The following is a 26430-nucleotide window of genomic DNA, read 5'->3' as shown; positions in this document are numbered from 1 at the left end:
TGTTTTCAGCCTTGAACACAATTAAGCTGAGAGAATCACTGTGTGGCTTTATTGGAAAGTTAGTTTTTTTCCAGTTTCGTCTCTTCACGGGAGGTATCTCTATGAAAAAAATCAGTCATCTTTGTATGCTCCTGCTCTTGCTGTGTACTACGTTTTTTGTCCTGAATGTAAATGTTACACGTGAAATAGTGCGGATTCAGGAGATGGGCAAGACAACTTATTCATTTGACTTGTACTTGAAAGATGTCACTAAACCGACAGAAACGATTCTCCAATTTTTTGAAGAGGTTGCAAGTCAAGACAAGGTCTCTATTATCAAAGTAGATAATGGCGATGAGGCCGTCAAGGCTGGTGTTTTTGATAAGGAAACCTTCCCCTATCAGGAGTTCGGTCTGACTTCTCTTGATTTTTCAAAGAATGAGAAGGGAGTCTACAGTAACCAGAACCTTCCCAATAATCTAGGAACCATTCCCACCTTTTTAAAGGTGAAACTCATTCGACTCCAGACCTTCCAATCTTATATTGAGGATAAATCCCATACTGTAAATGGGCGCTACATGATTACCTCCAGCAAAGAGATAGATCGCGATACCATTCTACAAAAGTGGAGTGATTTTTTCCAGATAGATAAGACGATTTTATTAGAACCCACTTACCGAAGTCAGGTTGGAGTGCTAAATCAAGCTTTGTTACTATCTATCATTATCTTTATCTTGGCAATCTTGCTTGTGATTTTAATGACAGTTTATCAGCCGATGATGGAGATGAAACGAGTGGGGGTTCAAAAGTTACTTGGTTTTCAAAGCAGGGCGATTTTAGCTGGTTTTGTAAAGACTAATTTTTATCTTCTCTTGGGTGGAAGTCTTGTCATTGACTTGGGACTATTTTTAGTGCTGGACTATAGACCAAAACTTTTGTTCCCAAGTTTACTCTTATCCCAATTTCTACTTTTACAGTTGTATTTGTTCATCAGTTGGCTGACCTACCTGATGATTCAGAAAATGACAGTCAGTTCCATGTTGAAAGGTTTTTCATCTGTCAAACTTGGTCTAATCTTCAATTATGTGATGAAAATAGGGACAACTATTTTACTGACGGCCTTACTGATTGGGGTAGGCAGAAGTCTAGAACAAGAAAACAAAGAACTTGCTTATCAGCAACAGTGGGTAAGCCAAGGCAATTACCTGACCTTAGAAACCTTCAAACTCAATGATAACCTGTGGCAAGAAGAGCTAGCAGGGTCAGGGAAATCTACAGATTATTTCTACCAATTTTATCAAGACTTGCTAGCAAAAATACAAGTAAATTATGTTCGAAGTGCGAGTCTTCCTATCAAACCAGTCATCAAAGCTGAACAAGTGCAGAACTACCAACTACCTGATAAGGTAGATGTTTACTATGCTAATAGCAATTTTCTAAAGAGCAAGGGATTCAAGTTACCAGATACCGGCACTAAAAAAGTTATTTTGATGCCAGCCAGTGATAAAGGACAAGAAGGCAAGAATCAGTTCTTGGGAAAATCCATCGCCTATCTTTCTATGAGGTATGAAGATCAGCAAAAGAAAACAATAGAAGATATGGATGTAGAAATTGCCTACTATGAAGGAGATTGGTCTTTCTTCCCTTATAATAATGAGCGAAAGGAAAATCTCCACAATCCAATCATTAGTCTGGTAAATGATCAAGACATGATGTGGGAAGAAAAGACTCACTTGTCAACGACAGGTTTAAACAATCCGATGAAAGTTGAAAATACAGAACAAAATCAAAAAGTGATTACAGAGTTAGTCGATAACTTATCTGATGGTAGCTATTTAAAATTTTCATCGATTCAAGCAATTCAAGAGGGTATGGTTGATACCTATCGGGATTCTGTTCGTAATTTTAACGTTCTTTTTGCCTTATTTGCTCTTCTCAGTATGATTGTCTCCTACTTTTTACTCGTTACTACTTTCTTGTTGAAGCGCAGGGATATCATCACCAAGAAGTTTATGGGGTGGAAACTGGTCGATCGCTACCGTCCTCTCCTCGTTCTGCTCTTGCTGGGCTATAGTCTGCCTCTTCTAGTCTTGATTTTCTTTGCCCATGCGCTCTTGCCACTCCTGCTGTTTGCAGGCTTTACATGTTTGGATATACTATTTGTGCTAGGCTTGGCTTCTAGGATGGAGAAAAGAAGTCTAGTAGAATTATTGAAAGGGGGCATCTTATGATTGAGTTGGAAAATATTACCAAAACCATTGGGGGAAAAGTGATTTTGGATAACTTGTCTCTCAGGATTGATCAGGGGGATTTAGTTGCCATTGTTGGTAAGAGTGGTAGTGGAAAGTCAACCTTGTTAAATTTATTAGGTTTGATAGATGGTGATTATAGCGGACGGTATGAGATTTTTGGCCAGACAAACCTAGCGGTTAATTCTGCTAAGTCGCAAACAATAATCCGTGAGCATATCTCTTATCTGTTTCAAAATTTTGCCCTGATTGATGATGAAACGGTCGAGTACAATCTTATGCTGGCACTAAAATATGTGAAATTGTCCAAGAAAGACAAGCTCAAAAAGGTGGAAGAGATTTTAGAGAGAGTAGGTTTGTCATCTACGTTGCATCAAAAGGTTTCCGAGTTATCTGGTGGGGAGCAACAACGAATTGCAGTTGCTAGAGCCATCTTAAAACCCAGCCAGCTGATTTTAGCCGATGAACCAACAGGTTCTCTGGATCCTGAAAATAGAGACTTGGTCTTGAAGTTTCTCTTAGAGATGAATCGCGAGGGGAAAACAGTTATTATTGTGACCCACGATGCTTATGTAGCCCAACAATGTCATCGTGTCATTGAATTGTGAAAAGGGATGTAGCTATGTTGTCAAAAATCTTCTAACTTGACTTAAATTATAAAAGGTAGTTAGTGAAAGAGAATATCAGAGCTTCGTAGATTATCAGCCTCTTTCTTGTCTTCTCTAACCAAGCATGTTATAATGAATACTGCTCAAGCGACCTTCAATCGTGAAGCACACACGACCTTCAATCGTGAATAAACGAATAGATGGGAGACTTACCATGAGTGATAACTCTAAAACACGTGTTGTCGTGGGGATGAGTGGCGGTGTTGATTCGTCGGTGACGGCTCTTCTTCTCAAGGAGCAGGGCTACGATGTGATCGGTATCTTCATGAAGAACTGGGACGACACAGATGAAAACGGCGTCTGTACGGCGACCGAAGATTACAAGGATGTGGCTGCGGTGGCAGATCAGATTGGTATTCCCTACTACTCTGTCAACTTTGAAAAAGAGTATTGGGACCGTGTTTTTGAGTATTTCCTAGCGGAATACCGTGCAGGGCGCACGCCAAATCCAGATGTTATGTGCAACAAGGAAATCAAGTTCAAGGCCTTTTTGGACTATGCCATGACCTTGGGCGCAGATTATGTTGCGACTGGGCACTATGCCCGAGTGGCGCGTGATGAGGACGGGACAGTTCACATGCTTCGCGGCGTGGATAATGGCAAGGACCAGACCTATTTCCTCAGTCAACTTTCGCAAGAACAACTCCAAAAAACCATGTTCCCCTTGGGACATTTGGAAAAGCCTGAAGTTCGTAGACTCGCAGAAGAAGCAGGTCTTGCTACTGCTAAGAAGAAAGACTCGACAGGGATTTGCTTTATCGGAGAAAAGAACTTTAAAAACTTTCTCAGCAACTACCTGCCAGCTCAGCCAGGCCGCATGATGACTGTGGATGGTCGCGATATGGGCGAGCATGCAGGTCTTATGTATTATACGATTGGTCAGCGTGGCGGGCTTGGTATCGGTGGACAACACGGTGGAGATAATGCTCCTTGGTTCGTTGTCGGAAAAGACCTAAGCAAGAATATCCTCTATGTCGGCCAAGGTTTCTACCATGACTCGCTCATGTCAACCAGCCTAGAGGCTAGCCAAGTCCACTTTACTCGTGAGATGCCAGAGGAGTTTACGCTAGAATGTACGGCTAAATTCCGCTATCGTCAGCCTGATTCGAAGGTGACCGTCCATGTCAAAGGAGACAAGGCAGAGGTTATCTTTGCGGAACCACAACGCGCCATCACGCCAGGACAGGCAGTTGTCTTTTACGATGGCGAAGAGTGTCTAGGTGGTGGTTTGATTGACAATGCTTACCGCGATGGACAAGTTTGTCAGTACATTTAGATTGACAAATTTTCTCAATTTGCTACAATAATAAAAGCAATAGAAATGATGGTCAAAGCTCATGGATGTTGCAGGCTTTTTTGTCCTGCACTTCTTTGGAGTTTTGACTGTTTTTGTGTCGTTTAAGGGAAAGGACAAGAATGACTCAGCAAGACTTTCGGACAAAAGTAGGAAATACGGTTTTTGGAGTTCGGGCGACAGCTTTGATTCTACAAAATCGCAAACTTCTAGTCACCAAAGACAAGGGCAAGTATTACACTATCGGCGGTGCGATTCAAGTCAATGAAAGCACGGAAGACGCGGTAGTCCGTGAAGTGAGGGAAGAATTAGGTGTCCGAGCTCAAGCTGGGCAACTAGCTTTCGTGGTTGAAAATCGTTTTGAACAAGACGGTGTTTTCTATCACAATATCGAGTTTCATTATTTGGTGGACTTACTTGAGGACGCCCCGTTGACCATGCAGGAAGATGAAAAATCGCAGCCCTGTGAATGGATTGACTTGGATCAGCTCCAGAATATCCAGCTAGTTCCAGACTTTTTAAAAACAGCCCTACCAGAATGGGACGGCCAACTAAGACACATTCATCTTGAGGAATAGGAGAGAAATATGACTTATCATTTTACTGAAGAATACGATATTATTGTAATTGGCGCGGGACACGCTGGGGTTGAGGCTTCTTTGGCTGCCAGCCGTATGGGCTGCAAGGTCTTGCTTGCGACCATCAATATTGAAATGCTGGCTTTCATGCCTTGTAACCCTTCGATCGGTGGTTCTGCCAAGGGGATTGTCGTGCGTGAAGTTGATGCCCTAGGTGGCGAGATGGCCAAAACCATTGACAAGACTTACATCCAGATGAAGATGCTCAACACAGGGAAGGGGCCAGCTGTCCGTGCCCTTCGTGCGCAAGCTGACAAAGAGCTTTACTCTAAGGAAATGCGCAAGACAGTTGAAAATCAAGAGAATTTGACCCTTCGTCAAACCATGATTGATGAGATTTTGGTGGAAGATGGCAAGGTTGTCGGTGTACGTACAGCTACCCATCAAGAGTATGCTGCTAAGGCTGTTATCGTGACCACAGGAACCGCACTCCGTGGGGAAATCATCATCGGAGACCTCAAGTACTCGTCAGGTCCTAACCACAGTCTAGCTTCGATTAACCTAGCTGACAATCTCAAGGAATTGGGACTTGAAATTGGTCGTTTCAAGACGGGTACACCTCCACGTGTCAAGGCTTCTTCTATCAATTACGACGTGACAGAGATTCAGCCAGGGGACGAAGCGCCTAATCACTTCTCATATACTTCACGTGATGAGGACTATGTCAAGGACCAGGTGCCATGTTGGTTGACCTATACAAATGGTACCAGTCATGAGATTATCCAAAACAACCTCCACCGTGCGCCTATGTTCACAGGTGTAGTCAAGGGAGTGGGCCCTCGTTACTGTCCGTCAATTGAGGACAAGATTGTGCGCTTTGCGGACAAGGAACGCCACCAACTATTTTTAGAACCAGAAGGGCGCAATACAGAAGAAGTCTATGTCCAAGGTCTTTCAACCAGTCTGCCTGAGGATGTCCAACGTGAGCTAGTTCATTCCATTAAAGGTCTGGAAAATGCTGAGATGATGCGAACTGGTTATGCTATCGAGTACGACATGGTCTTGCCTCACCAGTTGCGTGCGACTTTGGAAACCAAGAAAATCTCAGGCCTTTTCACTGCTGGTCAGACAAATGGAACATCAGGTTACGAAGAAGCTGCTGGCCAAGGGATTATCGCGGGTATCAATGCGGCTCTGAAAATCCAAGACAAACCTGAGTTGATTTTGAAGCGCAGTGACGGTTATATCGGGGTGATGATTGATGACTTGGTAACCAAGGGGACTATCGAACCTTATCGTCTTTTGACCAGTCGTGCTGAATACCGTCTCATTCTCCGTCATGACAACGCTGATATGCGTTTGACTGAGATGGGACGCGAGATTGGACTTGTGGATGATGAACGCTGGGCTCGCTTTGAAATCAAGAAAAATCAATTTGACAATGAGATGAAGCGCCTAAACAGTATCAAACTCAAGCCAGTCAAAGAAACCAATGCTAAGGTTGAGGAGATGGGCTTCAAGCCGTTGACAGATGCGGTGACAGCCAAGGAATTTCTTCGCCGTCCAGAAGTTTCTTACCAAGATGTGGTGGCCTTCATCGGACCAGCTGCAGAGGACTTGGATGACAAGATTATCGAATTGATTGAAACAGAAATCAAGTACGAAGGCTATATTTCCAAAGCGATGGATCAGGTTGCCAAGATGAAACGTATGGAAGAAAAACGCATTCCAGCCAATATTGATTGGGATGATATTGATTCTATCGCGACAGAAGCCCGTCAGAAGTTCAAACTCATCAATCCAGAAACCATCGGCCAAGCCAGCCGTATTTCTGGAGTAAACCCAGCAGATATTTCTATTTTGATGGTGTATCTGGAAGGTAAAAATCGTAGTATTTCTAAAAATCAAGAAAAGAAAGCATAGAGAAAAACAGCTCCGAAGACGGGGCTGTTTTGTTGACTTGTACTCAATGAAAATCAAAGAGCAAACTAGGAAGCTAGCCGTAGGTTGCTCAAAGCACTGCTTTGAGGTTGTAGATAGAACTGACGAAGTCAGTAACATATATACGGCAAGGCGAAGCTGACGTGGTTTGAATTTGATTTTCGAAGAGTATTATTCTTCATCTGGTGTGAGGATCATTGGGATGATAATCGGTTCACGTTCTGTATTTTCATAGAGGAAGGGGCGAATTGCGTTGACAATGGCACCATTGACTGATTGCACGCTAGCGTCCTTGTTTTTCAGTGCGATACGAATAGCATTGAAGAGGATGCGCTGGCTTTGGCGAATCAAGTCGCCAGACTCTCTCATGTAGACAAAGCCTCGGCTGAGGATGTCTGGACCAGACAGAATCATCTGAGACTTGAAGTCAACAGTTGCGACTGCCAGAACAACACCGTCTTCAGATAGATCACGACGATCTTTGAGGACAGCAGCACCGATTTCACCGATACGATTTCCATCGACATAGATATCTTGGGCGTTGAAATGACCTGCAATACGAGCTGAGTCAGCAGTAAGGGCAAGCACATCACCATTGCTCATGATAAAGATATTGTCCTTCTCAACACCAGTATCCACTGCTAGTCCAGCGTGGACTTTTTGCATGCGGTATTCACCGTGGACAGGCATGAAGTATTTTGGCTTAATCAAGCGGAGCATGAGTTTTTGCTCTTGCTGACCACCGTGTCCAGATGTATGGATATTGTTAACCTTACCGTGGATAACTTCGACACCAGCTTCTGAAATAATATTGATCAGCTTGTTGACGCTAGTAGTGTTTCCAGGGATTGGACTTGAAGAGAAGATAACTGTATCACCAGGTTGGAGTTGTACCTGACGGTGGGTTCCGTTGGCGATACGAGAGAGGGCAGCCATCGGTTCCCCCTGACTACCTGTACAGAGGATGAGAACCTCGCCTGCAGGGTAGTCTTTGATTTCATTTGGCTCGATAAAGGTTCCCTTAGGAGCTTTGATGTAGCCAAGATCGATTCCGTTGACAATGGCCTTTTCCATAGAACGACCAAAGACCGCAATCTTACGTCCAGTCTTAACAGCAGCTTCTGTTGCTTGTTGGAGACGGAAGATATTTGAGGCAAAGGATGCAAAGATGATACGTCCTTCGATGCCTTGGATAATCTTCATGATGGACTGGCCAACGACTTTTTCAGAGTTGGTAAAGGTTGGCACTTCTGCATTTGTCGAGTCAGACAGGAGACAGAGCACGCCTTCTTCACCAAGAGCAGCCATACGGTGCAAGTCCGCAGGTTCTCCAACTGGTGTGAAGTCGAACTTGAAGTCACCCGTACAAACGATTTTTCCTTGAGGTGTATGAATGACAATCCCCAAAGGCTCTGGAATAGAGTGAGTCGTTCTAAAGAAAGTTGCCTTGAGATTTTTAAAAGTCAACTCAGTATTGTGGTTGATTTCGTAAAGTTTGGCGTTGCGCAAGAGGCCGTGTTCTTCGAGTTTCCCACGGATCAAAGCCAAGGCAAGCGGTCCAGCATAGATAGGGACATTTGCTTGCTTGAGCAGGAAAGGAATCCCACCGATGTGGTCCTCGTGTCCGTGCGTGATCAAAACAGCCTTGACGCGGTCGATATTGTCTACGATGTAAGAGTAGTCAGGAATGACGTAGTCGATACCCAGCAAGTCATCTTCTGGGAATTTAATCCCAGCATCGACGATAATAATCTCATCTTGGTATTCAATTCCGTAAGTGTTTTTCCCGATTTCTCCCAGACCACCGATGGCAAAAACGCCGACTTCTTCAGGTTTAAGAGTATAGGCCATATTAGAACTCCGTGATTTCGAAGGCGCCAGTTTCTTTTTCGTAATCTAGCAATTTGTCAGACAAGAGTTCGATATACTCGATATTGTACTCTGGGCGATTTTCTTCGACAAGTTGGCGAGCAGCGATACGGCCCTCAAGTTCTGAGCTGGCATCGATGTCTAGGTAAAGTGCGCGTGTAGTTTCACGGCGTGGGCTACGTTCTTTTGTTTCTTGATAAAAAACTTTGTAAATCATATAGTTCCTTTCTATTTACAGGTCAGCTTATTCCAAACTTTTAGCAGAGAATTGCTTGATTTCATTCCATTTTTTGTCTAGATTGACCTTGATTCGTTACAATTACTTCAATTATACCACAAAATGAAAAATTAGTAAAAGACGGAAACGAGAAAGTCATAGGCTCACTTATTGGTAAGCGTTTGCAAAAATAGAGGAAATATGTTATCTTGATAACGGAAGTGAAATTTATTGCTTGTCATAATTCCATATAGTTTTTAAGTCAAGGAGGTTGCCCTATGTATAACTTATTTGCTTTTGCTATCGGAGCTCGCTTGGTAGCTTTTATTGTTTTTGTTGCTTGCGTTTATGCGGGGAATCTTCTATTTGCCAAACTGGAACGACGACAAACCAAGTTCTTGTGGAAAATTACCTTTGTGACTCTCTACTCGCTTTTTCTCCTCCTCGTAACCTATGTCGTTTGGTTTGTATTTTACTTTGGATTAAATGCTTAGATGCCCTGCTCATGCTGGGGCATTTTTGTTTGGGGATAAAGAAAATTCCCATGTGCCAGCTTTTGTAGTATAATAGTAAGCAGACAAAAAGATAGGAATGTGTTATGAAAGTATTAGCTTTTGATACGTCCAGCAAGGCTCTTTCTCTCGCCATTTTAGAGGACAAGCAGGTTCTTGCCGAGACGACGATTAATATTAAGAAAAATCACAGTATTACCCTTATGCCTGCCATCGATTTTTTGATGGAAAGTTTAGATTGGACACCCAAGGACTTGGACCGAATCGTGGTGGCGGAAGGGCCAGGTAGCTACACAGGTTTGCGAATTGCGGTAGCAACTGCCAAAACCTTAGCTCACACTCTGAACATCGAGTTGGTTGGTATGTCTAGCCTCTTGGCTCTGGTGCCCTACCAACAAGAAGGCTTGTTTGTCTCTTTGATGGATGCGCGTCGCAACAATGTTTACGCAGGATTTTATGAAAATGCTAAACCTGTCATGCCAGAAGCGCATTTACCCTTTGAGCGAGTGATTGAGTTAATCAAGGGGGCTAGTCAGGTTACCTTTGTCGGAGAAGTTGTCCCCTTTGTGGAGCAGATTCAAGAAGACTTGCCAAGGACTAATTTCAAAGAAACCTTGCCTAATGCAGCCAATCTTGCTCTTTTGGCTTGGGATAAGGAAGCAGACTCCTTGCATGATTTTGTGCCGAATTATCTCAAACGAGTCGAGGCTGAGGAAAACTGGCTCAAGAACCACACCGAGTCTGGCGAGTCTTACATTAAACGCTTATGATAGAAATCAAACGAATCCAACAGAAGCCTGACTTGGCTCAAGCCATCTACGCTGTCATGGCAGCTGTTTACCCAGTCAGTCCTTGGACGCTGGAACAAATCCAAGCAGACCTGTCCCAAGACCAGACTTGGTATGCTTTGGCTTATGATGGGGCCGAAGTGATTGGATTTTTAGCTGTTCAGGAAAATATTTTTGAGGCAGAAGTTCTGCAAATCGCTGTCAAACAAACCTATCAGGGTCGTGGAATTGCATCAGCTTTGTTTGCTCAATTGCCGGTAGATAAGGAGATTTTCCTCGAAGTCAGAAAGTCAAATCACCGAGCACAAGCATTTTACAAGAAAGAAAAGATGGCAGTCATCGCTGAGAGAAAGGCCTACTATCATGATCCAGTCGAGGACGCCATCATCATGAAGAGAGAAATAGATGAAGGATAGATATATTTTAGCATTTGAAACATCCTGTGATGAGACCAGTGTTGCCGTACTGAAAAACGACGATGAGCTCTTGTCCAATGTCATTGCTAGTCAAATTGAGAGTCACAAACGTTTTGGGGGCGTAGTGCCTGAAGTAGCCAGTCGCCACCATGTCGAGGTCATTACAGCCTGTATTGAGGAAGCTTTGACAGAAGCAGGGATTACTGAAAACGATGTGACAGCTGTTGCGGTTACCTATGGACCGGGCTTGGTTGGAGCTTTACTAGTTGGTTTGTCAGCTGCCAAGGCCTTTGCTTGGGCACATGGACTTCCGCTGATTCCCGTTAACCACATGGCTGGCCACCTCATGGCAGCTCAGAGCGTGGAGCCTTTGGAGTTTCCCTTGCTAGCTCTCTTGGTCAGTGGTGGGCACACAGAGTTGGTCTATGTTTCTGAGGCTGGTGATTACAAGATTGTTGGGGAAACGCGAGATGATGCTGTTGGTGAGGCCTATGATAAGGTCGGTCGTGTCATGGGCTTGACCTATCCAGCAGGTCGCGAGATTGATGAGTTGGCTCATCAGGGGCAGGATGTGTATGATTTCCCACGTGCCATGATTAAGGAAGATAATCTGGAGTTCTCCTTCTCAGGTTTGAAATCTGCCTTTATCAACCTTCACCACAATGCCGAGCAAAAGGGAGAAAGTCTGTCTACAGAGGACTTGTGTGCATCCTTCCAAGCAGCTGTCCTGGATATTCTCATGGCAAAAACTAAGAAGGCTTTGGAGAAATACCCTGTTAAAACTCTAGTCGTGGCAGGTGGTGTGGCAGCCAATAAAGGTCTCAGAGAACGCCTAGCAACCGAAATCGCAGATGTCAAGGTCATCATTCCACCTCTGCGCCTCTGCGGAGACAATGCAGGTATGATTGCCTATGCCAGCGTCAGCGAATGGAACAAAGAAAACTTTGCAAGCTTGGACCTCAATGCCAAACCAAGTCTCGCTTTTGATACCATGGAATAAAGAGTCAGCTTAGGGCTGGCTTTTTTGCTCTCTTAAATGTCAGAATATTTTGACAAATAATTGTGAATAATGATATACTATATAAAAAATAGGAGGTGGTGAGATGATTGAGAGAATGGAGTTGGGAGAATTTTACAAGGAATTACGTTTGGCGAGAAAGCTCAAGCAGTCAGATGTGGCTTGTGCTGGTCTAACAGCCTCTCAGTTGTCCAAGTTTGAACTAGGGCAGTCTATGCTATCTGCGGATAAGTTGATCCTAGCCATCCAAGGGATCAATATGAATTTTGATGAGTTTGGTCATAAGCTAAACAATTATCAAGAATCCCTACATATGCAGATTGGTAGAAAGGTTGTGGATCGCTTTGCCCACCAAGATATAGCTGGTTTAGAGCAACTGTTGGAGGAAGTCGAGCAAGAACAGATGGCAGAGACCTATCGTCGTTTGAATGCCATTGTAATTAAAAACGCACTCCATTCCTTAAATAAGAACTATCCATTAGTAAAAGAAGATAGCGAGTTTTTGACTATCTATCTCTATGCTATTGAGTCTTGGACCTGGTTTGAACTCTATCTCTTTTGCAATACCATGCCCTTCTTGAGCAATCAAGATTTGATATTTTTATCGACCGCTTTAATTGAGAAATCTAGGGAATTTAAAGAGTTGGTACATAATCGATTGTATATGAAAAGTGGATTTCTGAATATTATATCAGAACTCATGGAGCGTAAACTTTTCTCTTATATCCCAATTTTTGAAGCTGAGCTAGAGAGCATGCTTCGTCCATACGATGTTTTTGAAAAAGTATTGTGGCAGTTTTTAAAGAAAATGAAGATTTTCCTTCAAACCAAAGGAAGCAATCAAAAAGAGATTGAAAGATTTATCCAATCTCTGCAAGTATTAGAAAATCCACAATTGCTAGCCCTCTTCGAATTGCGTTTGAAGCAATACAAAGAACTTATCGATTAGTTAGAAACGGGAAAATGATAATAATCTCAGCAACGATTGTCAATAATGTTAAAATTTGTTTTTTCATAGTTGCTCCACTCCTTAATTAGTGATAACTTTATTATACCAGTGAAATAATCAAATATACCAAAATCGCAAATCTGAAATTTTTATAAGCAAAAATGTCAAATATGCGATTTTTTAAAATAAGCCAATTTTCGTGTTATACTATCTTTATTTCATAGTATAGGAGAAAATAGAATGAAAAAGATAATCTCACGCTACTACTTGTTTATAGCTTTTCTACTAGTTATTGCTGACCAGAAGTTCAGTGGTCTAGTTTTACGCAGCAACCTTGTTACTGGTCTATCTGACTTTGCCTACTATTTGTCGGATATGATGTTGAATTTTCTTGTAGTTCTTCTTGCTTTTTTTGCTATGACTAAGTCAGGGAGATGGCAACAAATCAATAGTAGAAAGTTTAAAGGGTCCTATCTTTTCTATTCTTTTCTAGCTCTTCTTGCTTTTGTTATTTGGAATTTTGTTACATTTTTTATTTTTCCACCTACTCGAAATGAAATTTCTTATCAACATGCTGCTCCTACTTTTACAGGAGCTACGGCATTTTTGATGTATTTTTTTTATCCTGTGATTGCAGGCCCCATTTTTGAAGAGATGATTTATCGTGGATTAGTGATGACTGCTCTGGAAAAAGGGAAGAAATGGGGACTGGATGTACTCGGATCAGCTATATTATTTGGAATCTTGCACATTAGTAGTCATGGTTGGGTCTTGACAGACTTTGTCTACTATATGGGTGGCGGCCTTATATTTGCAGTCTTATTTAGAGTAACAAAGTCAATTTATTGGCCTATTGGATTGCATATAGTCTACAATGGCATTGGTCAGCTTTTGATGTTACTGTAATTTTGGTTGTTAGTAGTATCGTGGTCTATCCTTGGGGAAAGATTCCCATTTGAATTCAAAAAGGAGTTGTGATGAAAGTATTTCTTCAAAATAGAGATTTTAGGCAATTAACCATCAACCAGTGGATTTCAACGGTTGGGGATACGATTTTTTATCTGGCCTTTTTGAATTATGTGGCAGATGCATCTTTTGCCCCTTTGGCGATTTTACTGATCACGATTTCAGAAACCCTTCCTCAAGTTCTGCAAATCTTTCTGGGAGTTTTGGCGGATTTTCAACATCATCGTGTCCTAAAATATACAATGATTAGTTTTGCAAAATTTTTGCTTTACTCTATCGTTTCTTTATCACTTTCAGGGCAGTCCTTTTCCTTGTTATTAGTAGCATTTATTTGTCTGATTAACCTCTTATCTGACACATTGAGTTATTTTTCAGGCGCCATGCTCACTCCGATTTTCATTAGAATTATTGGGCAAGACCATCTGGCAGAAGCTATTGGATTTAAACAGTCAACTGTTAGTTTAGTGAAAACAATCAGTAATATTCTAGGAGGAGTCTTACTAGGTATTCTATCTATCCAGTCTATTTCCTTACTGAATGCTCTGACCTTTTTAATCGCATTTTTAGGTATTCTTTTCATAAAAACAGACCTCTTGAAAGTAGAAAAAACGATTAGCTATCAAGAAGGACTCTCTGTAAAATCCTTTTGCCAGCATCTGCTCCAATCATCAAAATTGATATGGAATATGAATAAGGTGCTCTTGGTTTTGTTTATTATCTCTATTAGTCAAGCAGTGATAAATGTTACAGTTCCTGTTTCTACTCTGTTTTTGAGGAATCAGCCCTTTTTGAATTTACAAACAGGTCAATCTCTTGCCTTGTTATCCACCCTTGAATTGTCAGCCCTTATTGTCGGAAGCCTTGTGAGTGGCTATCTGAAGAATACAATCTCCATAAAACTAGCCCTATATGCCTCGCTTATTATCCAATTACTCCTTTTAGTTGGCTTTGTGGCAGTTCGTTTTGACTGGATTCTTATCTTTAGTGCCTTGGATGCCTTTTTCGCAGGTATCCTCTCTCCTCGATTACAGGAACTCATTTTTAAACAAATACCTGAGGAGTCAATGGGAGCAGTTCAATCCTCTATCGGCGCCATTACAGTTGTTTTACCTAGCTTATTTACAATAGCTTTGGTAACCATTGCTACTAGCTTTGGAACTCTGGCAGTTAGCTTTGTTTTATTGCTATTTCTTCTAGCTGCCTTTATCATACTCTTGAATATCCGTGAAAACATTTAGCGAAGAATGTGTATATTATATGTTTGAGACTGGATTCCAGTCTGTTTATGATGGCTACAATCAGCAGACTGTTAAATTTTTGAGAAAGTTGCTTGACATTTTAGACCAATCGGTTTATAATTAAAAAATGTAGAGGTAAATACATGAGAAAAGAAGAAAAAACAAGACTACGAAGAGAGAAAATCATTACCGCTGCTTTGTTTGAATTTGCTACAAAAGGCTATCAAGGTTTTGTCATCAATGAACTTTGTAAAGTGGATGGTATTGCCAAAGGAGTTTTGTATCATAATTTTTCAGGGAAATCAGACCTCTATCTAACTTGGTTTCAGGATATGAACATCAATTATCACAGGTTTTGGATATGATGATTTATGGAATACTAGAGGAAGATTCCTCTAAAAAAGGAGAAAAATAATGTCGAAAATTTGGAAATGGTTGTTACTAATTGCGGGTATTTTTGCAGTTTTTGCAGGTTTTAATATGTTTGCACATCCTCTTATTAGCTTGGCTTCCATGACTTTCTTGTTTGCACTTGTATTTGCAGTTCAAGGGATTTCTGAGATTGTACAATACTTCAAATCAGAAGAAAAGCATGGCTGGAATTTATTTGGAGGAATTGTTACCCTCATCCTCGCTCTTACCTTATTCTCAGGTAGCTTTATTGAAATGGTAACATTTGTACCATTTATCATTTCTTTATGGGCCTTGACAAATGGTATTACAAAAACTATCGTTGGTTTCAAGGTTCGTAAGACGGATAAATCGGTAGGTACCCCTCTAGTTTGGATGGGGATTTTAGGAATCGTAGCAGGTTTAATCCTGATGGGACACCCATTGATGACCGGTCTCTATATTAGTTACACCATTGCCTTTGTCTTTATTTATCAAGGTATTGTGGCAATTGTTCAATTCTTCAAGATTAAATAAGAATAAAATGGAGTCTGTCTGATTACAATCAGCAGACTTTTTTCTCTTTCCTGAATGTGTTATAATAGTCCATGCTGTGGCTGGAACTGATTCAGCCCATTTATTAAGACGATATGAGGAGAAAGATGAAAGAAAAAGGATTTTGGGAGGGGGCGCAGGCAGCCATGCCAACAGCCCTTGGTTATGTCAGTATCGGCCTGGCCTGTGGGATTATCGGTGCGCCCTATGTGACACCTGTTGAGATGGGCTTGATGAGCCTCTTTGTTTATGCTGGGAGCGCCCAGTTTGCCATGTTGGCCTTGATTGCGGTTCAGGCGCCCGTGGCAGCTATTGCTATGACGGTCTTTTTGATTAATTTGCGTCTCTTTTTGCTGAGCTTACACGCATCGACCTATTTCCGTCATACCAGTCTCTGGCAAAATATTGGTATGTCTAGTCTCTTGACAGATGAGACCTACGGCGTTTTGATGGGCGAATTGGCCCATACAGACAAGGTCAATCCGATGTGGATGCACGGAAACAATCTCAACAGCTATGTGGCTTGGTTTGTGGGAACAGTGGTTGGAACGGCTCTAGGTGGTCTGCTACCAAATCCAGAAATCTTTGGGCTAGACTTTGCTTTGGTTGGGATGTTTATCGGAATTTTTGCTTCGCAATTCCAGATTATGCAAAGACGGATTCCAGTCCGCAATCTGCTCATTATCCTAGCAGTTGTTGCGGTATCCTTCTTTTTACTCTTGACAGTGGTGTCTCAGTCTCTAGCTGTTCTGTTTGCGACGCTACTTGGTTGTAGCATGGGGGTGGTGTTAGATGGTCAGTAAGTATCTTTTGTTAGCAGTTATTTTCTCTGGCTTGGTGACCTGGATTCCCCGTATCATTCCCTTCATCTTGGTCAAGTATAAGGGCTTGCCTGCTATCGTTGAGCGTTTTTTGAAATTCTTGCCCGTTTCCATTATCTTTGCCTTGATTCTGTCAAGCGTAGTGACAGGTAAGGTTGGGAGCCTTCCTCAAATCAAATGGCTGGATTTCTTAGCAGTCTTTCCAACAGCTTGGGTAGCCTTTCGTTATCGCAATCTAGTCGGAACAGTTCTCTTTGGAGTGGTCTTAATTGCACTCTTGCGTTTGGTCTTTTAATACTCTTCGAAAATCAAATTCAAACCACGTCAGCGTCGCCTTACCGTACTCAAGTACAGCTTGCGGCTAGCTTCCTAGTTTGCTCTTTGATTTTCATTGAGTATAAATCAGCCATAAAGAAAACCTATCACAGAGATAGATATCATATAATGGCGTAAATGCTCTTTTTCTGTTAAGATTATAAGGTATTCTATTTTGGAGGAAATGACATGAAAAAAATCGTTAAATACTCATCTCTTGCTGCCTTAGGACTTGTTGCTGCAGGTGTGCTAGCAGCTTGCTCAGGTGGTGCTAAGAAAGAAGGAGAAGCAGCTAGCAAGAAAGAAATTATCGTTGCAACCAATGCTACACCAAAACCATTCAACTATGAAGAAAATGGCGAATTGACTGGTTACGAAATTGAAGTGGTTCGCGCTATCTTTAAAGATTCTGACAAATATGATGTCAAGTTTGAGAAGACAGAATGGTCAGGTGTCTTTGCAGGACTTGATGCTGACCGTTACAATATGGCTGTTAGCAACATCAGCTACACTAAAGAACGTGCTGAAAAATACCTTTATGCAGCTCCAACTGCTAAAAACCCTAACGTTCTTGTAGTGAAAAAAGATGACCCTAGCATCAAATCGCTTGATGATATCGGTGGAAAATCAACAGAAGTTGTTCAAGGGACAACATCTGCTAAACAGCTAGAAGACTACAACAAACAACATTCAGATAATCCAACTGTCCTAAAGTATACTAAAGCGGACTTCCAACAAATCATGGGACGCTTGAGCGATGGCCAGTTTGACTACAAGATTTTTGATAAAATCGGTGTTGAAACAGTCATCAAGGACCAAGGTTTGGACAACTTGAAAGTTATTGAACTTCCAAGCGACCAACAACCTTACGTTTACCCACTTCTTGCCAAAGGTCAAGATGAGTTGAAAACATTTGTAGACAAACGTATCCAAGAACTCTACAAAGATGGAACTCTTGAAAAGTTGTCTAAACAATTCTTTGGAGACACTTACCTACCAGCAGAAGCTGATATTAAATAATTTTTTGAAATCATCCATTCTGAATCAGGTGGGTGATTTCTCAATTTTTAAGTATATAGTTTTAAACTATATATCTGATTATCTAATAACAATTTGTGAAATCAAACAAATTGTGAGATACTAGTACGGTATTATTTTTAAGGAGAAAGAATCATGAAAATTAAAAAATGGCTTGGTGTAGCAGCCCTTGCTACAGTCGCAGGTTTGGCTCTTGCAGCTTGCGGAAACTCAGAAAAGAAAGCAGACAATGCAACAACTATCAAAATCGCAACTGTTAACCGTAGCGGTTCTGAAGAAGCTCGTTGGGATAAAGTTCAAGAATTAGTTAAAAAAGACGGTATTACTTTGGAATTTACAGAGTTCACAGACTACTCACAACCAAACAAGGCAACTGCTGATGGCGAAGTAGATTTGAACGCTTTCCAACACTATAACTTCTTGAACAACTGGAACAAAGAAAACGGAAAAGACCTTGTAGCGATTGCAGATACTTACATCTCTCCAATCCGTCTTTACTCAGGTTTGAATGGAAGTGACAACAAGTACACTAAAGTAGAAGACATCCCAGCAAACGGAGAAATCGCTGTACCAAACGACGCTACAAACGAAAGTCGTGCACTTTACTTGCTTCAATCAGCTGGCTTGATTAAATTGGATGTTTCTGGAACTGCTCTTGCAACAGTTGCTAACATCAAAGAAAATCCAAAGAACTTGAAAATCACTGAATTGGATGCTAGCCAAACAGCTCGTTCATTGTCATCAGTTGACGCTGCCGTTGTAAACAATACCTTCGTTACAGAAGCAAAATTGGACTACAAGAAAGCACTTTTCAAAGAACAAGCTGATGAAAATTCAAAACAATGGTACAACATCATCGTTGCGAAAAAAGATTGGGAAACATCACCAAAAGCTGATGCTATCAAGAAAGTGATCGCAGCTTACCACACAGATGACGTGAAAAAAGTTATCGAAGAAACATCAGACGGTTTGGATCAACCAGTTTGGTAATAAGAAACAGGGAGGTGGGAGAGAAAATTCCACCTCTTGCTTTTGTATAGAGCATGGATTGTCAGGAAGAGTAGTTCATAGAAAGGTAGAGAGAATATGGTTTTTCCTAGTGAACAAGAACAGATTGAAAAATTTGAAAAGGATCATGTAGCCCAGCATTATTTTGAGGTTTTGCGTACCTTGATTTCTAAGAAATCGGTCTTTGCCCAGCAGGTTGGACTTAAGGAAGTCGCAACCTATCTGGGTGAGATTTTCAAGCGCGTTGGGGCTGAAGTGGAGATTGATGATACTTATACGGCGCCCTTTGTCATGGCACATTTCAAGAGTTCGCGTCCAGATGCCAAAACCTTGATTTTCTATAACCACTATGACACTGTGCCAGCGGATGGGGATCAGGTGTGGACAGAGGATCCCTTTACTCTTTCGGTCCGCAATGGCTTCATGTATGGGCGTGGGGTTGATGACGACAAGGGTCATATCACAGCTCGTTTGAGTGCTTTGAGAAAATATATGCAGCACCATGATGATTTGCCTGTCAATATCAGTTTTATCATGGAGGGTGCGGAGGAATCAGCTTCGACAGACCTGGATAAGTATCTGGAAAAACATGCGGATAAACTCCGTGGGGCAGATTTGTTGGTCTGGGAACAAGGGACCAAAAATGCCTTGGAACAGCTAGAAATTTCTGGTGGAAATAAGGGGATTGTGACCTTTGATGCCAAGGTAAAAAGCGCTGATGTCGATATCCATTCTAGTTATGGTGGGGTTGTGGAATCAGCTCCGTGGTATCTCCTTCAAGCCTTACAGTCTCTTCGTGCAGCAGATGGCCGTATCTTGGTTGAAGGTTTGTACGAAAAAGTACAAGAGCCAAATGAACGAGAATTAGGCTTGGTAGATACTTATGCCCAACGAAATCCAGGGGAAATCAGCCAGATTTATGGTTTGGAATTGCCTCTTTTACAAGAGGACCGCGCAGCCTTTCTAAAACGTTTCTTTTTCGAGCCAGCCCTTAATATCGAAGGGATTCAGTCAGGTTATCAAGGGCAAGGAGTTAAAACGATTTTGCCTGCAGAAGCTAGTGCCAAGCTAGAAGTTCGTTTGGTTCCTGGCTTAGAACCGCATGATGTTCTGGAAAAAATTCGGAAACAGCTAGACAAAAATGGCTTTGATAAGGTAGAATTATACTATACCTTGGGAGAGATGAGCTATCGAAGCGATATGAGCGCGCCAGCCATTCTCAATGTAATCGAGTTGGCTAAGAAATTCTATCCACAGGGCGTCTCAGTCTTGCCGACTACAGCAGGTACAGGGCCTATGCATACGGTCTTTGATGCCCTAGAAGTACCAATGGTGGCCTTTGGTCTAGGAAATGCTAATAGCCGGGACCATGGTGGAGATGAAAATGTGCGAATCGCCGATTACTACACCCATATTGAATTAGTAGAGGAGCTGATTAGAAGCTATGAGTAGAGATATTATCAAGTTAGATCAGATCGATGTGACTTTTCACCAAAAGAAAAGAACCATCACAGCGGTCAAGGATGTGACCATTCACATCCAAGAAGGAGATATCTACGGAATCGTTGGATATTCTGGAGCAGGGAAATCAACCCTTGTACGGGTAATTAACCTTTTGCAAAAGCCATCTGCAGGGAAAATTACTATTGACGATGATGTGATTTTTGATGACAAGGTGACCTTGACAGCAGAGCAGTTGCGTCGTAAACGTCAGGATATCGGGATGATTTTCCAGCATTTCAATCTGATGAGCCAAAAGACAGCAGAGGAGAATGTAGCCTTTGCCCTTAAACATTCTGGACTCAGCAAGGAAGAAAAGAAGGCTAAAGTAGCTAAGTTGTTGGACTTGGTTGGCTTGGCAGACCGTGCTGAAAACTACCCTTCACAACTATCTGGAGGGCAAAAACAGCGTGTGGCCATTGCGCGTGCCTTGGCCAATGATCCGAAAATCTTGATTTCAGACGAGTCAACTTCTGCGCTTGATCCGAAGACAACCAAGCAAATTTTGGCCTTGTTGCAAGATTTGAACCAGAAACTAGGCTTGACTGTTGTCTTGATTACGCATGAAATGCAGATTGTCAAAGATATTGCCAACCGTGTGGCAGTTATGCAAGATGGGCACTTGATTGAAGAGGGCAGTGTCCTTGAAATCTTCTCAGATCCTAAACAACCTTTGACCCAAGACTTTATCTCAACAGCCACAGGTATTGACGAAGCCATGGTCAAAATCGAGAAGCAAGAAATCGTGGAACATCTGTCTGAAAACAGCCTTTTGGTGCAGCTCAAGTATGCAGGTGCTTCAACAGACGAGCCACTTTTGAATGAATTGTACAAGCGTTACCAAGTAACGGCTAATATCCTCTATGGAAACATCGAAATTTTGGATGGTACTCCTGTTGGAGAATTGGTTGTGGTCTTGTCAGGTGAAAAAGCAGCGTTAGCAGGTGCTCAAGAAGCCATTCGTCAAGCGGGTGTGCAGCTAAAAGTATTGAAGGGAGGTCAGTAAGATGGAATCATTGATTCAAACCTATTTACCAAATGTCTATAAAATGGGCTGGGCTGGTCAAGCAGGCTGGGGAACAGCCATCTACCTAACCCTTTATATGACAGTTCTTTCCTTTATCATCGGAGGATTCTTGGGGCTTGTTGCAGGTCTCTTCCTTGTCTTGACAGCGCCAGGTGGGGTTTTGGAGAATAAGGTCGTTTTCTGGATTTTGGATAAGATTACCTCTATTTTCCGTGCGGTTCCATTTATCATCCTCTTGGCAGTCTTGTCCCCCTTCTCTCATCTAATCGTAGGAACAAGCATTGGTCCAAATGCGGCTATTGTACCCCTATCTTTTGCGGTCTTTGCCTTCTTTGCCCGTCAGGTGCAGGTTGTCTTGGCTGAATTGGATGGTGGTGTCATTGAGGCGGCTCAAGCTAGCGGAGCGACATTCTGGGATATCGTAGGTGTTTACCTATCAGAAGGTCTTCCAGATTTGATCCGTGTGACGACTGTGACCTTGATTTCCCTTGTTGGGGAAACAGCTATGGCTGGTGCGGTTGGAGCTGGCGGTATTGGTAACGTAGCCATCGCTTATGGATTTAACCGTTACAATCACGATGTGACCATTTTGGCAACCATCATTATCATTTTGATTATCTTTGCAATCCAATTCTTGGGAGATTTCTTGACTAAGAAATTGAGTCATAAATAAAAAAGAGCTAGGCAATCTGTACATCATTCATAGGAGTTGTCGTTATAGTCAAGACTTAAAATTCTCTGTACTAGCTGCTATCAACCGTTACTTTTAAGAGTAAGAGAGTTAAGAATTGTGGGGAGTCAATATGCAAAATCTGGGAGAAGTTTTTAAAGAATTGAGAAAGAGTCGGAATGTATCTCTACAGGAGGCGACGGGAGGAGAGTTTACTTATTCCATGCTGAGCAAATTTGAGCGTGGAGAAGCAGACTTATCATCTATGAAATTGATTACTGCCTTAGATAACATCCACTCTGATTTGAATGAATTTATGTACTTGGTACGTGGTTTTTCTCAGAAAAAGGTTTTGGCTTTTCAAGAAAATCTCTGGGATTTATATGACAGAGGAGGGATTGATTCTCTCCATTCCTTGTATGAAGAGACGACTCAAAAGTATAGATTAAGTGGTGAAAAGAGCTATCTTTTACAAATGATTCGTATCAAAAGCCTTCTTGTGTTTTTTGCTTCAGAAATAAGGGCAACGGATGAAGAACTGACTTTTCTCTATGACTATTTTTTTACTATTGATATCTGGGGAAATTATGAATTAGAACTATTTTCAACGATTTCTACTTTGTTTCCTCTGCCCCTCTATTTTAAATATTCTAGGGAGATGTTACAAAAGACGGATTTATTAGGCTCTTTACCTAGTAACAAAGTCGCTATTGATACCATTTTAATTAATGGACTCTTTAAAGCGATAGAGGAAAAGGATAAATTAAAAGCAGACTATTTTACCTTTCAGATTGAAAACCGCGATTTACCAGAATCTGAAGCTTATCTTAAAATCATTTATATGATTGCTAAAGGGTATTATGATACTATTTTTAATGTAGAAAATAAGGGTCTTGAAAAAATCCAGAGAGGCATTACAATCTTACAAGATTTAGAGTATGTAGGTGGTGCAAGATACTATGAAAACTATTTTGCAAATCAGCTTTCAAATAAAGATTTGTAATATATTCTCGTTACATCGACTGATGAAAAATAAATAGCCTTGTAGATGGATTGATAATTAGTAGTTTCTAGGCGCTAGAGTTTCTATTTTCAGAAAAAATATATTACAAAAAAGTGGGGAGCCCCGCTTTTTTTGTTAGACTGGATTCAATAGAATACTCTTTGAAATGTGAGAAAGGCCTGTTATGAAACTATTCTTAAGACATCATTTATTTAGAATACTGACCTTATCAAGGTTTTTGAGCTCAAGTGGAGCTTATATTTATAATCTGGTATTTATCGTTTACGCTGCGAGTCTACCCTTTAAAAATATAGCTGTATTTATGGCGAATATAATTACGATTTTACCTTTCCTATTTACTTTTTATGTTGGGATTAAGGCTGATCATACTCGAAATAAAGCAGGAACAATTATCTGGGTTGGTTGTGTGCAAAGTCTACTATTTCTTTTGATTGCTAGTGTGATTCATGACCAGAACTTCGTAACGTTTGTTTTTATCTGTATGGTTAATATCTGTTCGGATATTTTATCAGATTATACAGCAGGCCTTCGTATGCCGATTATCCAGCATAATATTTCGGAAAATAAGCTCTATGAAGCTTATTCCTTTACTCAGTTTGTTTCCTATTTATCAAATCTAGGAGGTCAAGCCTTAGGAGTGTGGTTACTCACAACCAGCCATCAAAATTTTTCTTTTGTTGCAATTGTGAATGCTGGTTTCTTTTTGCTATCTTCTCTTATTTTGTTCAAAAATAGAAGAGAACTGACGCACTTGTCTGTAACGGTAGAGAATGAGTCGATTAGTTTACTTCAACAAGTTAAGGCAATCTATGCGGACATGGATGATATCTTTAGGCAGAGAGAAAGTAAATCATTGTTTAAAATGATCCTTGTCATTTTGGTAATGAATACTTTGGGGGGAGCTGTTGGAGGTATTTATCACTTTTACTTATTAGACCATACTATCTACCATCTCAGCTATGCTCAAGCCCTATTTTTAATTGAATGTGTCAGCTTGGGAGGAGCTATTCTTGGTAGCCTAACTCCCCATGATTATTTTGGAAAATTGTCGTTTTCAAGTTTGTTATCGCTCAATGCAATTCTGTTTGTCTTGCTTGCTACTGCTAATATTTTAGATTTTTCTCCTCTAGTAGGTGTTGCTTGCTTAGCTTTTGTCATGTATTTGATGTCGAAATCAATGCCTAAATTAGATACTCTGTTACTGTCTAATTTGAGCGCGGATGTATTAGCTCGAAGTAATAATCTCTTGAGTATGATTTTTTCCTTAACATTACCCTTGGGGATGTCTGTATTTTCCTTCTTAGCTTTACAAGATATCAGGATTTGTTGGTGGGTCTTTTTAGCAGGGAGTGTGATAGGGTTCATTTTATCGTTAGAAAAAAGAAGTTTTTCAGGTAAAAAATTTTAACCTAGAAAGCTCAGGATTACTAGAAAAATCTTCTTGACTAAGTCTTGAGTCATAAATAAAAAAGAGCCGTGCGGCTCTTTTTATTTATCAGATTTTCTGTGCAAATTTTTTACTCAAGGCTTGTCCAATCAAGGCGCCAACTAGGGCTCCGATGACAACACTAGCGATAAATAGAAGGATGGTTCCAGGATTTGGTGCGACCATGATACGGTCGATATATTCTTGGGATTTTCCTCTTGCTAGAAGAGTAGCCATATAGGTTTGGGGCGCAATCCACATGAGTAAGATTGGACCAGTTGAACTAAAGGCGAAAATAATGAAAGAAAGCAAATTTTTTGTTTGGTCCTTGTATTTTCCTAAATGAGCTACTCCATCTGCTAGAAGACCACAGATAATTCCAGGAAGGAAGGCACCGGCACCGTGTTTGCTCCCCAAGAAAAAGAGGGCGATGACAAGGCCGATAGTGGTAATGGCTCCAAAGCGCGGAACTTTTGCGACTAGAATCATATAGACGCTACCGCCGACAAGAGCAGTAAAGGCAGGCGCATAAAACATATTTCCAGTTTGGTCAAGGAGATTGCCCAAAAGGACACCAATCCCCATGCAGAGGAAGTAAAGAACTGCAAAGAGCAGTGTAGTTAAGATAGATTTTTTCATGAATTGTCTCCTGATAATTTTTTCACAATTCTCATTTTACCATGGTTTGGTGGGATTGTAAATGGATACTAGAAGTTTTTGAAAACGCTTGAAATATGATATAATAGTTTCATAGTTATTTTTAGGGGGATATCATGGGGAGATTTTTAGACTTTGTCTTTAATCGTTTCTTTTTAGGGATGATTGCAACAGCCTTCTTTTGGCTATTAACCTTGGTGGGAGGGATTATCCTTGGTCTAGCGCCGGCTAGTGCCACCTTGATGAGCCTATATGCAGAACATGGTTATAGCTTTCGGGAATACAGTTTGAAGGAGGCGTGGTCTCTTTATAAGCAAAATTTCGTCTCAAGCAACCTGATTTTCTATAGCTTTTTAGGGGTAGATCTAGTTTTGGTCTATGGCCTGTATCTCTTGGTGCAATTGCCTCATCAGACTATTATTCATTTGATTGCGACATTTTTGAATGTTCTAGTAGTTGCCCTGCTGTTTTTGGCTTATACAGTATCTTTGAAATTACAAGTTTATTTTGACTTGTCTTATCGAAATAGTCTCAAACTATCCTTGATTGGCATCTTTATGAGCTTAGCGGCTGTGGCCAAGGTTCTCCTTGGGACAGTGCTACTTGTGGCAATTGGTTACTATATGCCTGCTCTGCTCTTCTTTGTAGGAATTGGGATGTGGCATTTCTTTATCAGTGATATGTTGGAACCTGTCTATGAAAGCATCCATGAAAAATTGGCGACAAAATAGAATGAAGCAGTTTTGGCTACATACGCTTCTGAGAACCTACAGTTCAGTTATGATGATTATTATTGCGAGTTTTGCAATCTTACTCTCTTACGCTGACTGGGATTCACGGGAAAAGGAAGCCCAGAGAGTAGCCCAGCGTGTAACCACTCGAACAGTTGAAGAGGTGGAATATTATTATCGCGAGTCAGCCCAGCTAGCGCAAGATTTAGTAGCCAATCAAGACCGGATACAAGGGGTTTATAAGTACTTTAGCCTGTCAACTTCTGAGTATTTTTATTGGCTGTTGGAGCATCAAGCGGCTTCGTCAACTTCTATTTCTCTGTATGAAAATATCGATGATCTTTATGTCCAAAATGACTATATAACGGGTGTTGCAATCGTCTTGCAGGACTTTAAAGAAGTTTATGTTTCGAGCAGAAATGAGAGAGGTGGTCATTCGGTACTTGCGGAAGGCTTTAAACCGAAGGCCAATAGTTTTGGAGTTCCTATTTTAGATCCAGCGACGGATCTGTACTGACCCCAAAAAGTTAGACAATTAATTTATGCGAAGGATTTAGTTCTGTATTGCACAGGACTGAGTCCTTTT

Annotated in this window: 27 protein-coding genes and 1 pseudogene; 25 read left to right on the top strand and 3 right to left on the bottom strand. The window is 41.2% G+C overall.

Annotated features, from left to right (window positions below):
• The first annotated feature begins 101 nt into the window (after window positions 1-101).
• The 5 genes from OCF96_RS06885 (at window position 102) to mnmG (ending at window position 6691) form a co-directional block, all read left to right on the top strand.
• Entirely contained in the window at window positions 102-2210 is a 2109-nt protein-coding gene (locus OCF96_RS06885) for a bacteriocin-associated integral membrane family protein (protein ID WP_261446780.1), read from the top strand.
• Window positions 2207-2836 (top strand): ABC transporter ATP-binding protein, encoded by a 630-nt coding sequence (locus OCF96_RS06880; RefSeq protein ID WP_261446779.1) that lies wholly within the window; start codon window positions 2207-2209, stop codon window positions 2834-2836. Before OCF96_RS06885 ends, OCF96_RS06880 begins: the two co-directional genes overlap by 4 nt.
• Before the next feature lie 214 nt (window positions 2837-3050).
• On the top strand, window positions 3051-4172 hold the full coding sequence (gene mnmA, locus OCF96_RS06875; protein ID WP_001282954.1) for a tRNA 2-thiouridine(34) synthase MnmA: 1122 nt from the start codon (window positions 3051-3053) through the stop codon (window positions 4170-4172).
• Window positions 4173-4312: 140 nt separating this feature from the next.
• Window positions 4313-4768, top strand: a complete 456-nt coding sequence (locus tag OCF96_RS06870; protein ID WP_261446778.1) for an NUDIX hydrolase — start codon at window positions 4313-4315, stop codon at window positions 4766-4768.
• A 9-nt stretch (window positions 4769-4777) separates the two neighbouring features.
• Window positions 4778-6691, top strand: a complete 1914-nt coding sequence (gene mnmG, locus OCF96_RS06865; protein ID WP_261446777.1) for a tRNA uridine-5-carboxymethylaminomethyl(34) synthesis enzyme MnmG — start codon at window positions 4778-4780, stop codon at window positions 6689-6691.
• 189 nt (window positions 6692-6880) lie between these two features.
• Here mnmG and rnjA read toward each other — a convergent pair whose 3' ends face one another.
• Window positions 6881-8560 (bottom strand): ribonuclease J1, encoded by a 1680-nt coding sequence (gene rnjA / locus OCF96_RS06860; protein ID WP_000331983.1) that lies wholly within the window; start codon window positions 8558-8560, stop codon window positions 6881-6883.
• Window position 8561: 1 nt separating this feature from the next.
• A complete protein-coding gene (locus tag OCF96_RS06855; protein WP_000639572.1) occupies window positions 8562-8795 on the bottom strand; it encodes a DNA-dependent RNA polymerase subunit epsilon in 234 nt (77 codons plus the stop codon).
• Between the two features lie 278 nt (window positions 8796-9073).
• On the opposite strand from OCF96_RS06855, the gene OCF96_RS06850 reads away from it, so the two are divergent.
• The 18 genes from OCF96_RS06850 to OCF96_RS06765 all read left to right on the top strand — a co-directional run bounded on the left by OCF96_RS06850 (window position 9074) and on the right by OCF96_RS06765 (window position 24438).
• Window positions 9074-9289 carry a hypothetical protein gene (locus tag OCF96_RS06850; protein ID WP_000282478.1) on the top strand — a complete coding sequence of 72 codons (216 nt, stop codon included), beginning with the start codon at window positions 9074-9076 and terminating at the stop codon, window positions 9287-9289.
• A gap of 104 nt (window positions 9290-9393) precedes the next feature.
• Entirely contained in the window at window positions 9394-10077 is a 684-nt protein-coding gene (tsaB, locus tag OCF96_RS06845) for a tRNA (adenosine(37)-N6)-threonylcarbamoyltransferase complex dimerization subunit type 1 TsaB (RefSeq protein WP_261446776.1), read from the top strand.
• A complete protein-coding gene (gene rimI / locus OCF96_RS06840; protein ID WP_261446775.1) occupies window positions 10074-10511 on the top strand; it encodes a ribosomal protein S18-alanine N-acetyltransferase in 438 nt (145 codons plus the stop codon). Before tsaB ends, rimI begins: the two co-directional genes overlap by 4 nt.
• On the top strand, window positions 10501-11511 hold the full coding sequence (gene tsaD, locus OCF96_RS06835) for a tRNA (adenosine(37)-N6)-threonylcarbamoyltransferase complex transferase subunit TsaD (protein WP_261446774.1): 1011 nt from the start codon (window positions 10501-10503) through the stop codon (window positions 11509-11511). The genes rimI and tsaD overlap by 11 nt, the downstream gene beginning before the upstream one ends.
• Before the next feature lie 103 nt (window positions 11512-11614).
• The gene (locus OCF96_RS06830; RefSeq protein ID WP_261446773.1) at window positions 11615-12478 is read left to right on the top strand and encodes an Rgg/GadR/MutR family transcriptional regulator; all 864 of its coding nucleotides are present in this window, start codon (window positions 11615-11617) and stop codon (window positions 12476-12478) included.
• Window positions 12479-12718: 240 nt separating this feature from the next.
• On the top strand, window positions 12719-13384 hold the full coding sequence (locus OCF96_RS06825; protein WP_023948227.1) for a CPBP family intramembrane glutamic endopeptidase: 666 nt from the start codon (window positions 12719-12721) through the stop codon (window positions 13382-13384).
• A 71-nt stretch (window positions 13385-13455) separates the two neighbouring features.
• The gene (locus OCF96_RS06820) at window positions 13456-14682 is read left to right on the top strand and encodes an MFS transporter (RefSeq protein ID WP_000862437.1); all 1227 of its coding nucleotides are present in this window, start codon (window positions 13456-13458) and stop codon (window positions 14680-14682) included.
• A 143-nt stretch (window positions 14683-14825) separates the two neighbouring features.
• Window positions 14826-15047 carry a TetR/AcrR family transcriptional regulator gene (locus OCF96_RS06815; RefSeq protein ID WP_004250194.1) on the top strand — a complete coding sequence of 74 codons (222 nt, stop codon included), beginning with the start codon at window positions 14826-14828 and terminating at the stop codon, window positions 15045-15047.
• Window positions 15048-15096: 49 nt separating this feature from the next.
• Complete coding sequence (locus OCF96_RS06810; protein ID WP_120770811.1) at window positions 15097-15609, top strand: HdeD family acid-resistance protein; 513 nt, start codon at window positions 15097-15099, stop codon at window positions 15607-15609.
• Between the two features lie 125 nt (window positions 15610-15734).
• Window positions 15735-16430, top strand: coding sequence for an AzlC family ABC transporter permease (locus OCF96_RS06805; protein ID WP_000659742.1), 696 nt, complete (start codon window positions 15735-15737; stop codon window positions 16428-16430).
• Window positions 16420-16743, top strand: coding sequence for an AzlD domain-containing protein (locus tag OCF96_RS06800; protein WP_000253922.1), 324 nt, complete (start codon window positions 16420-16422; stop codon window positions 16741-16743). Before OCF96_RS06805 ends, OCF96_RS06800 begins: the two co-directional genes overlap by 11 nt.
• Before the next feature lie 209 nt (window positions 16744-16952).
• Window positions 16953-17783 carry an amino acid ABC transporter substrate-binding protein gene (locus tag OCF96_RS06795; RefSeq protein WP_004254995.1) on the top strand — a complete coding sequence of 277 codons (831 nt, stop codon included), beginning with the start codon at window positions 16953-16955 and terminating at the stop codon, window positions 17781-17783.
• Window positions 17784-17936: 153 nt separating this feature from the next.
• Window positions 17937-18791: a MetQ/NlpA family ABC transporter substrate-binding protein gene (locus tag OCF96_RS06790; RefSeq protein ID WP_023948487.1), complete on the top strand. Its 855-nt coding sequence runs from the start codon at window positions 17937-17939 to the stop codon at window positions 18789-18791.
• A gap of 96 nt (window positions 18792-18887) precedes the next feature.
• Window positions 18888-20261: a M20 family metallopeptidase gene (locus OCF96_RS06785; RefSeq protein WP_261446772.1), complete on the top strand. Its 1374-nt coding sequence runs from the start codon at window positions 18888-18890 to the stop codon at window positions 20259-20261.
• On the top strand, window positions 20254-21315 hold the full coding sequence (locus tag OCF96_RS06780) for a methionine ABC transporter ATP-binding protein (RefSeq protein ID WP_054393083.1): 1062 nt from the start codon (window positions 20254-20256) through the stop codon (window positions 21313-21315). Before OCF96_RS06785 ends, OCF96_RS06780 begins: the two co-directional genes overlap by 8 nt.
• A gap of 1 nt (window position 21316) precedes the next feature.
• A complete protein-coding gene (locus OCF96_RS06775) occupies window positions 21317-22009 on the top strand; it encodes a methionine ABC transporter permease (RefSeq protein WP_000444647.1) in 693 nt (230 codons plus the stop codon).
• 262 nt (window positions 22010-22271) lie between these two features.
• Window positions 22272-23009, top strand: a complete 738-nt coding sequence (locus OCF96_RS06770; protein WP_245941797.1) for an Rgg family transcriptional regulator — start codon at window positions 22272-22274, stop codon at window positions 23007-23009.
• Between the two features lie 184 nt (window positions 23010-23193).
• Window positions 23194-24438, top strand: coding sequence for an MFS transporter (locus OCF96_RS06765; RefSeq protein ID WP_261446771.1), 1245 nt, complete (start codon window positions 23194-23196; stop codon window positions 24436-24438).
• Between the two features lie 87 nt (window positions 24439-24525).
• Here OCF96_RS06765 and OCF96_RS06760 read toward each other — a convergent pair whose 3' ends face one another.
• Window positions 24526-25095, bottom strand: a complete 570-nt coding sequence (locus OCF96_RS06760; protein ID WP_261041727.1) for an MptD family putative ECF transporter S component — start codon at window positions 25093-25095, stop codon at window positions 24526-24528.
• 134 nt (window positions 25096-25229) lie between these two features.
• Here OCF96_RS06760 and OCF96_RS06755 point away from each other — a divergent pair, with 134 nt between their 5' ends.
• On the top strand, window positions 25230-25844 hold the full coding sequence (locus OCF96_RS06755) for a YesL family protein (protein ID WP_084928753.1): 615 nt from the start codon (window positions 25230-25232) through the stop codon (window positions 25842-25844).
• Window positions 25822-26352, top strand: a pseudogene (locus OCF96_RS06750) (sensor histidine kinase); the annotation flags it as partial. The gene OCF96_RS06755 and the pseudogene OCF96_RS06750, both read left to right, overlap by 23 nt.
• Between the last annotated feature and the right edge of the window lie 78 nt (window positions 26353-26430).

The organism is Streptococcus mitis (genome assembly GCF_946190065.1).
GTDB lineage: Bacteria > Bacillota > Bacilli > Lactobacillales > Streptococcaceae > Streptococcus > Streptococcus mitis_DE.
Note: the sequence above shows the minus strand (reverse complement) of the source record. Positions and strands in the feature narration are given on the sequence as shown.